Below are 11,976 nucleotides of genomic sequence, written 5' to 3'. Positions count from 1 at the left end.
AGTCAGGATAACGGCGTCCTGCCGGCCGACGAGCTCGACGACGCCGACGTCGAGATCCTCTTCGAGTACGATCCCTATAGCGGCGGCCGGTCGGTTCAGTAACCGACCTTCTCCCGACTGCCCTCAGGCGGCGCCCCCCGCGCCGTCTTTGTCCTTTCTGGCGCCCGCTCGCCGCCCCGTCCTGCCCGTGGTCCTGGCGGAGCCAGGCGGTCGGCGCAACGGCGTTGCCGTCCTCCGCTCCCGCTGCGGCCCTTCGGGTGCGCAGCCAGCCTTCCTGCTCCGCCGCGGCGGACCCCGTGACGGGGCCGCGATCGGCGCGGCCTCCAGAACCGGAGGTTCATAAAATGAGCAGGAAAGAAGGAAAAGGACCGCGCATCGACATCTACGCGCGCATCACCGACCGCATCGTCGCGGAGCTCGCGACGGGTGTCCGGCCCTGGATGCAGCCATGGCATTCTGCCAATGCCATCGGCCGCGTTACGCGGCCGTTACGGCATAACGGTCTGCCCTACAGCGGCATGAACGTGCTGCTTCTCTGGTCCGAGGCCATCGCGCGCGGCTTTGCCAGCCCGATGTGGATGACGTTCAAGCAGGCGCTCGAGCGCGGCGGCGCCGTCCGCAAGGGCGAGACCGGCTCGATGGTCGTTTTCGCCAGCCGCTTCACCAAGACCGAAACGGATTCCGCTGGTGAGGAATTCGATCGGGAGATCCCGTTCCTCAAAGCCTACTCGGTCTTCAACGTCGCGCAGATCGACGGTCTGCCGAGCCATTATTACGGGCACGAGGCGGAACCTGTTCGCGATTCGATTGTGCGCATCGAACATGCCGATCGCTTCTTCGCCAATACCGGCGCGATGATCCGGCATGGCGGCGATCGCGCCTACTTCTCGCCTGCAACCGACCACATCCAGATGCCGCCCTTCCAGACGTTCCGCGACGCCGCGGCATATGTGGCGACCCTAAGTCATGAAGCCACGCATTGGACTTCGGCGCCGCATCGGGTGAACCGCGACCTCAGCCGCTACGCCAAGGATCGCAGCGAGCGGGCACGCGAAGAACTGATCGCCGAGCTCGGGAGCTGCTTCCTCTGCGCCGATCTCGGTATCGTGCCGGAGCTCGACCCGCGTCCGGATCATGCGAGCTATCTCGATTCCTGGCTCAAGGTGCTCGCCGACGACAAGCGCGCGATCTTCTCGGCCGCTGCTCACGCACAGCGCGCCGTCGCCTTCCTGCACGGCCTTCAGCCGGCGGCCTCGGAAGAACGCGAGGCCGCCTGATGTTCCACGCACCCATCATAGGCGGGGGGAAGGTGACGCACCTTCCCCGATCCGCCTGCGCCTGTCGACGCTGGCCGATCACGGCCAACTCGATCTGTGGGTCAACGAGTGCGATGGGATGTGTGGTGTCTGATTCCATCCTTCTCCCGGCCAAGCAGACCCGAAGGCTTGATCGCTCGATCGCGGTCGAGGTCCGCAATCCGCTGCGGCGCCTGCCGGCGCCGCAGCGCCTTGCGGCCCTGCCGCCCGAGTCCCGGCAGGTGCTGGCCGACCTGCTTGTCGAATTGGCCGGCGACGCGCGACAGCGTGCCAACCGGAGCTGGGCGCGGAACAAGGCGCCCATGGCCGCCTATTGACCGCCAGCATCTATGCCGGCCACCTCCATCGCGTTCTGCGGCCGACCGGACGACGCGGGCGCAGAGCATGACGATGGGGTCTCACCTTCTCTTTCTGGATGTCGCCTTCCGGTCGATCGAGCGCGATATGCTCAACCAATGTCTCGTCGCCTGGGGTCATAAGATGGGCCCGGTCCGACGACCGACGGGCGGCTGGTCGCGCGCTGTGCTTGTCGATGGCGAACCCGTCGCCGTCGCCGCCACGGATACGCTCATCCGTCCGCGTGTCGCCGGTCTCAGCCGCCACGAAGCCATCGAGCTGTGCGGCTATGCGCAGCCCGGACCGATCTGTCCCGCGTGATGTTGCGCATGTGGCGCGCCTTCGTCTTCCCGGCGCTGTGCCACGAATGCGGCTTCGTCTGGGGCCTCAGCTATCAGGACGCCGCGATCCACTCGGGCAATCTCTATCGTTTCGATGGCTGGGTGCGGCTTGCCACCTCGCGCAGCGGGACCGATCCGCGCTCCGGCAGGAAAGGCCGCCGCAAGATCATCTGGGGCTGGTGCGACGAGGCTGGCGAGTGAGGGCGGTTCGGCGAGATCGGGCTGATGGCCGGCTCTATCCTCGGTGCCGCCCACGGCCATGGTGTCCGTGCGTTCGCAGACCGTGGATCCTTCAGCCTGTCAAACCATCTCACCATGGCGTTGCCGGCCTCAAGTGCCAATGTGTGGGACGCTGTTCGGCGGCGCTGAACGCCCTTGTCGCGGTCTTCATGTCGACCCCGCAGCACAGGGGGCGCCTGGCATCGGCGACGGGCCGGATCTCGTGAGTTAGAATTTCGGAGTGTGCGCGGATACCGGCAGGTGAAACGGCTGTGCCAATCCTGCCCATCTGAGCTGCCGGTGGATCTATCCCTCCGAAACGAATTGAGCCCCTAAGTCCATTCGGTTTCCGCACGCAACCCCGCGCGGCGGCGGACCGAGTTGGCGCTTCGCGCCTGCCCGCACCACTCCTTGCCTTGGGGGCGAGCCGTCGCGTTCCGCTCCGGTTGCGGGCGTCTCCCGCTGTCCTTGGCCGGGTCTCGTTCGGAGGGACGGTCCCCCGGATGAGCAAGATGGAGACAGGAAATGACCAACATCGTTTTTCTCGCCGGCAACATCGGCAACGACCCCGAAATGGTGAACACCCGCGGCGGCACCAAGATCACCGACTTCCGGCTGGCGACCTCCCGCCCGAAGCGGGCCGACGGCAAGGTGGTCAAGGGCGAAAACGGCTACACCGAGCAGGACACCGAATGGCACCGCATCAAGTGCTTCAACGGCCTCGCGGAGACGGTGCAGAAGCACTGCGCCAAGGGCATGAAGGTCGCGGTACGCGGGCGCATCCACTACACAAGGTGGACGGACGACGACGACATCGAGCGCTTCAGCTCCGAGATCATCGCCGACGCCATCGACTTCCTCGCCTGGCCCAAGCGCGACGGCGCCGGCAACCAGACCGAGGACACGGACGACATCCCGTTCTGAGCCCGGATCGGATGGCCCCGCCGCGAGGCGGGGCCACCCCTCATGCAGAAAGAAGCACCGAGGATGTGCAAAGTTCTCAATGCCCGCATCGTCGGGAAAGCGCCGCTCCCGGGCGCGTCTATATCGGGCGGCCGAGCAAATGGGGAAATCCCTTCGTCATCGGCCGGGATGGTTCACGCGAGGAGGTCATCGAGAAATATCGCGCGTGGCTCGCGTCGCAACCCGAGTTGCTCGACGCGCTCGACGAACTCCGCGGCCGCGATCTGGTCTGCTGGTGCGCGCCGCAGGGGTGCCACGGCGACGTGCTGATAGAGCTCGCGAACCAGGTCTGACCTCAACGGCCCCGTCACGCCGACGGGGCCGTTTCTGCATGCCGAGCGCCAAACTTGGGTCGATAGCCGCGGCGCCGCTTGGCGCGCAACAGTTCCAGGAAAAGGCCCACGGCCTCGCCCTCGTCATCGAAGGAGTGCTGGACCATGCGGCCGGTCGTTCCGATCCGACCCCATCGGCGCACGAGGCAGGTCTGCCCGAACATTGTCCCTTCGATCGACAGCGCATAGAACCGGGCCATGTTCCGACTCGCGTCCATGCGTTCGATGTAGAGGCGATAGCGTTGCGCAACCATGCCAACAGGATCGCGCAGGCGGAGTCCGCCGTCCAATGATAGCTTTGAATCGCTGGACCCGGATCGATTCATTCTCGTGATGGGTCGTTGGACCGGCACACGCCCCGAGGCGCCGAGGTTGACAACATTCCTGCCAATCGATGCAGTTCGCGAACCGAGCCTTCAATTTCTCGGCGATCTCGGCCCACCGGAAACGAGCCGCCAGAGCGGTCAGCCGTTTAACGCATCCTTCACCGCCTTCGCCGGCGCGAAGGTGAGCTTTCTCGAGGCGGCGATTTTTATCGTGGCGCCGGTCGACGGGTTGCGCCCCTCACGCGCCGGCGTGTCCTTGACCTTGAACTTGCCGAAGCCCGGTATGCTGGTTTCCGACCCCGATCGGGCGGCGCCTGAGATCTCGTTGAACACGCTCTCCACGATTGCCTTGGCCTGCGCCTTGCTCAGGCTCTGCTCGGCGGCAATCTTGTCGGCGATTTCGGTTGTTGTCGTCATGATCTGCATATCCTCTGCTGCATCATCCTCGCCTACCTATGGCAATCACAACATGCCACTGGAACTCACGGAGCGGGGGGTTTCGTCGGCAATCCACTGGAAATAGCCGCGGATACCAATTTCAGGATCTTCCATGCTCTGACAAGAGGCGGATGCACACCAGCAGCTTCCGAAGTCTCCAGGCGGCATCTCTTCTCACCGCGCGCTTGCGCCACGTCAGCGCCTGTAGCTTCTGCCCTCCAGTTCGTCATATCCCCCCGCGGCCCGGGGTCGCTAGCCCGCGTCACGATGATCGAAGCACACGCCGTTGGTCGACCAGTTAAGGTCTCGTCGATGTAGCCGACGAACTCCTGGAGTTGGCGAAATCGTCGCAAACGGCGCGTCAAGCGCGAAGCGGGTTTATCAACCGCGTAGTAGGTTCCGTCCGCATCGGCGGGCAGAATGCCCCGTGGATGTTCCCAAGCCCCCGTGACCGTGGCTTGAGCGCTGTCAAGGTCGCGAGGATTTGCGCCGCAGATCAGCGCGCCGCGAAGCGGTTGCCTTGACAGCGCGAAACGCGGTCACATTTTCGGAAGGCGATCGGCGTGCTTCTCCAGAAAATCGTTGACCGCTTCAACATAGTAATCGTTGACCCGCCTGCCTTCCGAAGCAGCGAGCAAGCGAAGGCGCCGCTTGTCTTTGGCAGCGACATAGATGGTTGTCGGCTCTTTTTTGTCCTCCCGGAGCGATTTTCCTGCGACAGGATCACGTTTTTCGCCCGCTTCCTTAACCTTGCGGATATCGGTGCCGCTCAGTTCCAGTTTCGGGCGGCTCAGCTTGGGAAGCGCAGGCGAAGCCGGCTGCATCACGCTCAGCAGGGCGTCCTTTTTGGCGTTGTTGTCCATCACGTCACTCCGCTGCGGCCGACCGGTTTGCCTCAATCACATACTGGACAATCTCGGCAAATATCGCCTCGGATTCGACTATCGCCTTCGGGTCCACTCGGCCGCCCGCGTAGAGCGTCGCGCCGGTCTGCATGTCCTTGTAAGCAATGCGGTAGGGCATTTCATCTCCGGCAATTCGTGTGCCGTTTTGCTGGATGATCTCCCGCAAGTCGGCAAGCGCCCTTGCCCGCTTGTCGATGAAGGTGTTGTTCGTGAACACATACATCACCGGCAGGGCAAAGCCGCGGTTCTCGGCGACCAGGGGAATGTGGCCGTTCACAAGCTGATGAGCGGCGGTAATATCGTCCATCGCAAGATGCACCGGCACCACGGCGATGTCGGCAGCAAAAAGCGCAGCGGTCAGCTCATCGTTGGTCTTGCCTTCGGTGTCGATGATGACCAGCTTGCCCTTTCTATCCTGTTCCTGCGCGAGCGCGAGGATGTCGGTGGGCGTCGTGACCGCCACGATCTCCAGATTTTCGGGCTTGTTGCCGAAGCGATTGAGCAGCATCGACCAGCGGTCGATATTCCTGCGCTCGTCGGCGTCGATGACAAAAACTTGGTGGCCTTGGTGCGCGGCGACACTCGCCAAGGCACGTACGAGCGTGGATTTTCCAACGCCGCCTTTTGCCACGGCAACGGTGATGATCATCAGGCTCCGTCCTTTGCTGAAAGCGCTATAGCGTTCTGATTTATAACGTTGCGGCGCTGCAACTTTCAAGCAATTTGATACTTTAATTTATGCCGCTGCAGGGCCATGCCATCATGATGTTATGCCGCCATGAATTGCAGCGTTGTGCCGTCGTGACGCCATGCCATTGTGATGGCGTGTCGCTACACCGTTGTGACGGCACAGAGTAATACCACTATGAAGGTAAAGCACCCTTCAATTATAAATGCTACAGGCGCAGCAGCGTGTAGGATAAAAATGAATGCACCCGAAGCGGCGCATGTGGCTCTCTTGTTTTTCACCCATGTTTAATGTATTTCTTCTTTGGCAGGATAGCGAGATTTGTGGAACAAATCCCTTTTGCGCGCCCGCTTCGCGGGCTTAGGTCGGAAAACATGGGGTAAAACAAGACCGTGCCGCGTAAGACCGCCAGCTACCGAGAAGTTGTTCGCTTCCGCATCAGCGCCGACGAAAAGGCGGCATTATCCGCCGTCAGTGAGCGCGAAGGCGTACCGGAATCGGAGGTCATTCGCCGTCTTTTGCGCGCCGACACAGGGCTGTTTCTGCCGGTGGCCGATGTCGATCGACCGGCGATCGAGGGACTTCAGGAGCAGCTGCGCAAGATCGGCGGCAACCTCAATCAGGCCGTTCGCGCCATGAACGCCGGCCGCGTCGGCTACGAACCAGCACTGGCCAAGAGCCTCGCAGCACTTCTCGGAATGATGCAGCCGATGAATAGGCGGCTTGTGGCCATGTCGCGGGCGGCCCGGGCGCGACGGAGCCCGGATCAATGAGCGGGTATTTCACCGAGCTGGCGCTCAGCATTGACGCGATCCTTGGCGGTACCGCGGCGGCGGTCGAGGCAGGGATAACGGACGACCTGTCGGAGGCAGCGGAGATCCGACGGCGGGCCTTTGCCGCTACCGTGGTGGCGTGGGGCTCGCCTCCAGCGGGATTTGGCGCCGACAATGCTCCGGCGACGCGGTCGGCCGGACGTGCTGCGGGGATAGGGAAGGGCAGCGCAAAGTTTTCGTCGAGACAGCAGCCAGCCGCAGCGGCGGCCGTGAAATTCGCTGCCACCGGAATTTCGACGCCCGCCGCGCCGCACATCGCAGCGGCGGCAGCCGGCCCGATGGGCTCGGCAACCATCACCGCCGCCTTGCGGCCGTTTACCGGGCAAAATGATCCGATCGCCGTTTTCACCAAAGTCGCAGCACTGGTGGTCGCCAATGACGAGGATGAAAGACGGCGACGGGGTGGGGGTGGCGGTGGTGGCCGCCCGGTTCCGACCGCCATCGCAAAAACCACGCGCGGACCAAGCCAAGGGCAGCGAATAGCGGCGCGCGCGGGAATTGCGGCCGGCGCGCAGCCGGCGGTGTTCAAGGTCATTTCGACCGCCGGGACGAAGGGTGCTGCCGGCGCCTTGCTCGAATATCTCGGCACCAGGGCCGATGAGGACGGCAAGAAACACGATATCGAGGTTTTCACCAGTTCGGGGCTCAGTGTCGAGACCCGCGAACAGCGACGGTCGCTTCTGGAGGAGTGGCAGGAAGACTTTCGCGAGTCCTTTCAGAACACGAATTTCATCGAGGTCGACGTTGAGCTCTCCGGCGATCCCGGGCGCAATGAACTGCACGACGCGTTGAATGCCGTGTTCGGCAGCAAGCCCTTCGTCTATGCGCGCGCCGGCAGCACCGTGAAGGTCTATACCTACACGGACATGAAAGCGGCGGCGCTGGCCAAAGCGTTGCAGAAGGTCGATCACGAAAGCGGCAGGCGAGGGGTCCTGCAACGGGCGGATGACGGGATCACGGCCCGGTTGACGGACGCCGGTGTTGAAGGCAAGGCCGAGATCAAAGCGGCCGTTTCGACGACAAGAGGCGGGCAATACTTTCTGCAAAAGTTCATTCGCGCCAATGCCGGCATAATCAAGTCCGACGGCGACGAGCTGACGGCCGGCCAGCGTGCGGACAAGGCCGCGCAAGCCCTCTACGCGTCGTGGAAGGCGGATTTCAAGACGGTGGAGCCACGCAACGTTTATCACGTCGTGTTTTCGGCCAGGGCCGGCACAGATGCGCGTACGTTGCTGCGCGCGGCCGAGAACGTGCTTGCCGAAAAGATTCCTGACCACAAGTGGGCGATCGCGCATCATCCGGAGACCGGGCACGTCCACGTGCATGCGATGATCCTTGCGCGCTCGGAAAGCGGCCGGCAGCTGCATTTCAGCAAGGCGGACCTTTACGACTGGCGGGCGGCCTTCGCCGAAAAAGCCCGCGAGAAGGGGATTGCCATGGTGGCGACCAGCCGCATGGACTTTGCCGCCTCGCGGCCGTTCAACATGCGCCAGGCCGGTGCGTACGAACGAGCGAAACAGGATACGCGTTACTCTGTATCGCCGACGATCGCGCAGCGCGTCGAAGCTAAGCGGCAGGCCGTTTTCGAGGTAGAGACGGTTGCCGCCTATGGGGCAGGGATCTCGCGTGGCTGGCAGGTGACCGCCACTATAACGCGCGAGGCTATGCCCGGGTCGCAAGCCGAGGCAGGCGCCGCCGCGTTTTCGGCGGCGGTCGCCGAGCTGGCGGCCGCGAAGCGGTCCGCACTTGGCTCACCGCTGCCGTCAAGCGGGGAGGGGACACCACTATCGCCGTCCGCCAACAAAGTTGATACTCTAACTGATCTAACCAACCACATACGGGAGATCGTGAGCATGGAATTGTCGCCGCTGGAACTTCGCCGGAAGATCGCGGATGTGAACAAGGCTTTCGACCGGATCGACGGTTCCTTGTCAAAGAAGGAGGACAGGCAGGAGCTCGCCGGCATACGCGAGGAAATGAACGGCCTTTTGAACGAACGGCTGAATGACGTGCGGGTGCAGGCGGCTATTGGCGGAACCGGGGCCACTGACACGGTGCGCGACGAAGGCCGTTCTCTTCGCGAAAAAGATCAGCAGGCCAAGACACAGGATCGCGCAAACGAGCAGAACCCACGGCAGCCCGACAAACAGGCGGCAGCGGGCTCCGCGGCGGGAAAGGCCGCGCAGCAGGCGGACCGTGTCGAACGGCAAAACCGCGACACCCAGCGCTCTTTGGACGACGACCGGGAGCGTTGAGCAGCGCGGGCGGCTTTCCAGACAACGGGAGTCAACCGCTTGCGGACCATCGCTGATGGGAGATCAAGGGAACGTCTTGACCCGATACAGCCATTGGCGTGATTATCGGCGCATCGGATATCGGCTACAGTAGCCGAGCAGCAGCTCTTGACCACTGGTCCAGGATGCCGCGTCTCAGCTGGTTCGGTTGAATTCCGGATCTCCAGAGCATCGTGCCGAAAAGTGGATGCTGGTTTTCGGCAAAAACGATGCGAAAACAAAAAGCTAGAGCGAGATGCCCGATTCCAAAATCGGGCGGCTTGCTCTAGCAGCAGCCACATGGCGCCGCAGTCGCCAGATCCTTGAAGATCACGCAATCCTGCCCGGGCCCGCCCGCGCACGCCACACTGCAGCGTTCGACGAAACCTGCGAGCCGCTTTTCCAGAGTCCGGAGTTCGTCAAGCTTCTCGCGGACCTCATCGAGATGCCTCTGGGCAATATCCCGTGTTTCAGCACAGTCCCTTTCCCTGCTGATGGAGAGCTCCAGCAGTACCCTCACCTGGTTGATGCCGAACCCGAAATCGCGGCACTGCTTGACGAAGGTGAGTCGGCTCAGATCGTTTTCATCGTAATTGCGCTGCCCGCCGTTGGTCCGGCTTGGCCGCGGGAGTAGTCCGATCTCCTCATAGTACCGGATCGTCGGAGTCGTGACGCCCGCAGCCTTGGCGAGCGCTCCTATGGTGAACACGTGGGCGTGAACGTTCATGGCTCATTTTCCCTCTTGAACTTCAAGTTACTTGAAGGAGTATCTATGCACCAGTCCGATATTTAGAAAGGCTGGAATCCATGAACACAACTTTGAAACTTGGCGGCGGCGTTGCGGCGGCCTCCGCCGCATGCTGCGCGGTATCGGTCGGCCCGGCGCTACTCGCCGGAACAAGCCTCGGCACCATCGGTGCCGCTGCCTTTGCCCCGGAAATATGGATCGTCGCGCTCGCGGTCCCGGCTGCCGTCGGGGCGTACTTTCTCGTGCGCCGAAAACCCGCCTCGATGCCGAAGACATCGTTCCAGACACTCATGTCTTCTGCCCAGGCCGACGGGTGCGGCTGCGGCGACTCCTGCAACTCGGCGGCGGCCAAGGAGGAAGCGCCGATTGCCTGCACCTTGGACGCTGGCGATTTCAAGGAGCGTACCGCAGCCATCCGCGATCTTGCACGCCGTTCCCTGAGGCACGCGGCGCGCACGCCGCTCGCCTTGACCCTCAGCTATGGACCGGAAGCGCTCGAAGAAGTTCGCGGCCTCGTCGCGCAGGAGCAGAGCTGCTGCGCCTTCCTCGATTTCGACCTGAAACACGATGAAGACGCGGTGCTCCTGACAATCACGGCGCCGGAGGCTGCCGCGGAAGCCGCCGACATGCTGTTCGGTCACTTTGCTCCCGAACTCGCCGCATCCGGCACGAAGGAGATTGCCTGATGAACCGCCGCCGTTTCATTGCCCTGTGCCTCGCACTGACGGCTTCGGCCAAGAGCGTCTACGCGCAGGATGGCGACGACGTCATTCCCGGCTTCGACGATGCGGCAGCGGCAGGCGCTCCCGTCCTGGTCCATGTCACCGCGCCTTGGTGCGAGGTCTGCCAGATCCAGAAGCCCATCGTCGCCGACCTGCTCTCGCGGCATGGCTTCGAGGGAATGAAAAAGTTCGACGTTGACTACGACACGCAGAAGGAAGTCCTCGCGCGCCACAGGGTCACTACACAGAGCACCATGATCGTCTTCAGGGGCGGCCAGGAGGTCGACCGGGCTGTCGGGCAGACTGATCCGGCGGCAATCGAGGCGCTCCTGCGCAAGGCTCTATGACCGCGCTGCTCGCCCTGCTCGCAGGCGCGCTCTCCATACTGTCGCCGTGCGTGCTGCCCCTGGTCCCGGTCGTCCTGGCCGGGGCTGTCGCCGAACATCGCCTTGCGCCCCTCGGCCTGGCGGCCGGAGTGGCGGTGTCGTTCACGGCAATAGGGCTTTTCGTTGCGACGATCGGCTTTTCGGTCGGCCTCGACATGGGCGCGTTTCGCATGGCGGCGGCTGTCCTCCTGATAATGGTCGGAGCAGTACTGATGGCACCGCGCCTGCAGGCGCAGCTTGCCGGTGCTGCCGGCCCAGTCAGCGGCTGGACCCAGAGCCGCTTCGGCGGACTCTCGACGGCAGGAGTGTCAGGCCAGTTCGGAGTCGGTCTGCTGCTCGGGGCGGTGTGGACGCCCTGCGTCGGCCCCACGCTCGGTGCAGCCTCTGTGATGGCCGCGCGTGGCGAGAACCTCGGGACGGTCGCCCTGACGATGCTGGTGTTCGGGATAGGCACGTCCCTGCCTCTCCTGGCCCTCGCAATGATGTCGAGGGAAGCCCTCATGAGATGGCGGGGCCGGATGCTGGGGGCGGCCGGAGGCATGAAGATGGCGCTCGGCCTGCTGCTGATGCTGGCGGGCACGCTGACCCTGACGGGATTCGACCGGACGATCCAGGTCGCGCTCGAACAAGCCTTACCGGATTGGCTGTTGGCGATCACCACGAGAATCTGACAAGCTCGTCAAATGCCAGCAGCTTTGAGCACGCCCCTGATCTTTGCCGCCGCCGCACTCGCCGAGATCGCCGGCTGTTTCGCGTTCTGGGCGTGGCTGAGGCAGGGTCAATCGATCCTCTGGCTTGCACCCGGCATGGCTTCGCTGGTGCTCTTCGCGTATCTGCTCGCGCTGGCTCCTAGCAGCTACGCCGGACGAGCGTACGCGGCGTATGGCGGCGTCTACATCGTTGCTTCCCTGCTCTGGCTCTGGCTGGCCGAAGGAAGGCGTCCGGATCTCTGGGATCTCGGCGGCGGGGCGATCGCGGTGACCGGAGCCGCAATCATCCTGTTTGGCTGGCGGCCATCGTAACCGCGATCTGCCCTTTTGCGCTACGGTCGCCACGGCTTCGTTGCCATCTGAAAGACCTTGCCCGTGCCGCTCCCGGCGCGGGCTCGATCATGGAATAACCTCTGGTTTCAGCCCAGCAGAAGGACCTT

The 11,976-nt window shown here is 63.4% G+C and carries 17 protein-coding genes; 12 read left to right on the top strand and 5 right to left on the bottom strand.

The genetic code is table 11. The annotated features are described in order from the left end of the window. Positions 1-344 precede the first annotated feature (344 nt). The 6 genes from BQ8482_RS27325 (at position 345) to BQ8482_RS27305 (ending at position 3,468) form a co-directional block, all read left to right on the top strand. Positions 345-1,277 (top strand): ArdC family protein, encoded by a 933-nt coding sequence (locus BQ8482_RS27325; protein ID WP_123150437.1) that lies wholly within the window; start codon positions 345-347, stop codon positions 1,275-1,277. Between the two features lie 125 nt (positions 1,278-1,402). Further along, positions 1,403-1,633 carry a hypothetical protein gene (locus BQ8482_RS27320; RefSeq protein WP_208867849.1) on the top strand — a complete coding sequence of 77 codons (231 nt, stop codon included), beginning with the start codon at positions 1,403-1,405 and terminating at the stop codon, positions 1,631-1,633. Between the two features lie 67 nt (positions 1,634-1,700). Beyond that, positions 1,701-1,973 carry a hypothetical protein gene (locus BQ8482_RS39615; RefSeq protein WP_244602990.1) on the top strand — a complete coding sequence of 91 codons (273 nt, stop codon included), beginning with the start codon at positions 1,701-1,703 and terminating at the stop codon, positions 1,971-1,973. A gap of 8 nt (positions 1,974-1,981) precedes the next feature. Continuing rightward, positions 1,982-2,194 carry a hypothetical protein gene (locus BQ8482_RS39610; RefSeq protein WP_244602989.1) on the top strand — a complete coding sequence of 71 codons (213 nt, stop codon included), beginning with the start codon at positions 1,982-1,984 and terminating at the stop codon, positions 2,192-2,194. Between the two features lie 543 nt (positions 2,195-2,737). Next, the gene (locus tag BQ8482_RS27310; protein WP_123150436.1) at positions 2,738-3,136 is read left to right on the top strand and encodes a single-stranded DNA-binding protein; all 399 of its coding nucleotides are present in this window, start codon (positions 2,738-2,740) and stop codon (positions 3,134-3,136) included. Positions 3,137-3,147: 11 nt separating this feature from the next. Further along, on the top strand, positions 3,148-3,468 hold the full coding sequence (locus BQ8482_RS27305; protein ID WP_123150435.1) for a DUF4326 domain-containing protein: 321 nt from the start codon (positions 3,148-3,150) through the stop codon (positions 3,466-3,468). 14 nt (positions 3,469-3,482) lie between these two features. Here the strand turns inward: BQ8482_RS27305 and BQ8482_RS27300 are convergent, their stop codons facing one another. The 4 genes from BQ8482_RS27300 to BQ8482_RS27285 all read right to left on the bottom strand — a co-directional run bounded on the left by BQ8482_RS27300 (position 3,483) and on the right by BQ8482_RS27285 (position 5,825). Beyond that, positions 3,483-3,797, bottom strand: coding sequence for a WGR domain-containing protein (locus BQ8482_RS27300; protein WP_425294140.1), 315 nt, complete (start codon positions 3,795-3,797; stop codon positions 3,483-3,485). 174 nt (positions 3,798-3,971) lie between these two features. After that, positions 3,972-4,250: an HU family DNA-binding protein gene (locus BQ8482_RS27295; RefSeq protein ID WP_123150455.1), complete on the bottom strand. Its 279-nt coding sequence runs from the start codon at positions 4,248-4,250 to the stop codon at positions 3,972-3,974. Positions 4,251-4,810: 560 nt separating this feature from the next. Further along, positions 4,811-5,134, bottom strand: a complete 324-nt coding sequence (locus tag BQ8482_RS27290) for a hypothetical protein (protein WP_123150433.1) — start codon at positions 5,132-5,134, stop codon at positions 4,811-4,813. 4 nt (positions 5,135-5,138) lie between these two features. Then, positions 5,139-5,825 (bottom strand): ParA family protein, encoded by a 687-nt coding sequence (locus BQ8482_RS27285; protein ID WP_123150432.1) that lies wholly within the window; start codon positions 5,823-5,825, stop codon positions 5,139-5,141. A 431-nt stretch (positions 5,826-6,256) separates the two neighbouring features. Here BQ8482_RS27285 and BQ8482_RS27280 point away from each other — a divergent pair, with 431 nt between their 5' ends. Together BQ8482_RS27280 and BQ8482_RS27275 are read left to right on the top strand one after the other, a co-directional pair. Next, positions 6,257-6,637: a plasmid mobilization relaxosome protein MobC gene (locus BQ8482_RS27280; protein ID WP_123150431.1), complete on the top strand. Its 381-nt coding sequence runs from the start codon at positions 6,257-6,259 to the stop codon at positions 6,635-6,637. A 629-nt stretch (positions 6,638-7,266) separates the two neighbouring features. Continuing rightward, entirely contained in the window at positions 7,267-8,952 is a 1,686-nt protein-coding gene (locus BQ8482_RS27275; protein ID WP_165848731.1) for a relaxase/mobilization nuclease domain-containing protein, read from the top strand. A 304-nt stretch (positions 8,953-9,256) separates the two neighbouring features. Here the strand turns inward: BQ8482_RS27275 and BQ8482_RS27270 are convergent, their stop codons facing one another. Next, the gene (locus BQ8482_RS27270) at positions 9,257-9,697 is read right to left on the bottom strand and encodes a MerR family transcriptional regulator (protein WP_123150429.1); all 441 of its coding nucleotides are present in this window, start codon (positions 9,695-9,697) and stop codon (positions 9,257-9,259) included. Positions 9,698-9,777: 80 nt separating this feature from the next. On the opposite strand from BQ8482_RS27270, the gene BQ8482_RS39605 reads away from it, so the two are divergent. From BQ8482_RS39605 to BQ8482_RS27250, 4 genes are read left to right on the top strand one after another with little or no spacing between them, the layout of a single operon-like run. Next, a complete protein-coding gene (locus BQ8482_RS39605) occupies positions 9,778-10,404 on the top strand; it encodes a hypothetical protein (protein ID WP_244602988.1) in 627 nt (208 codons plus the stop codon). Continuing rightward, complete coding sequence (locus tag BQ8482_RS27260; protein ID WP_123150428.1) at positions 10,404-10,787, top strand: thioredoxin family protein; 384 nt, start codon at positions 10,404-10,406, stop codon at positions 10,785-10,787. Before BQ8482_RS39605 ends, BQ8482_RS27260 begins: the two co-directional genes overlap by 1 nt. Further along, positions 10,784-11,497 carry a cytochrome c biogenesis CcdA family protein gene (locus BQ8482_RS27255; RefSeq protein ID WP_123150427.1) on the top strand — a complete coding sequence of 238 codons (714 nt, stop codon included), beginning with the start codon at positions 10,784-10,786 and terminating at the stop codon, positions 11,495-11,497. The genes BQ8482_RS27260 and BQ8482_RS27255 overlap by 4 nt, the downstream gene beginning before the upstream one ends. 12 nt (positions 11,498-11,509) lie before the next feature. Then, positions 11,510-11,848: a YnfA family protein gene (locus tag BQ8482_RS27250; protein WP_123150426.1), complete on the top strand. Its 339-nt coding sequence runs from the start codon at positions 11,510-11,512 to the stop codon at positions 11,846-11,848. The last annotated feature ends 128 nt before the right edge of the window (positions 11,849-11,976 follow it).

It is taken from the genome of Mesorhizobium delmotii (assembly GCF_900149755.1).
In the GTDB taxonomy this organism is placed as follows: Bacteria; Pseudomonadota; Alphaproteobacteria; order Rhizobiales; family Rhizobiaceae; genus Mesorhizobium; species Mesorhizobium delmotii.
This window is presented reverse-complemented; position numbering and strand designations above follow the sequence as displayed.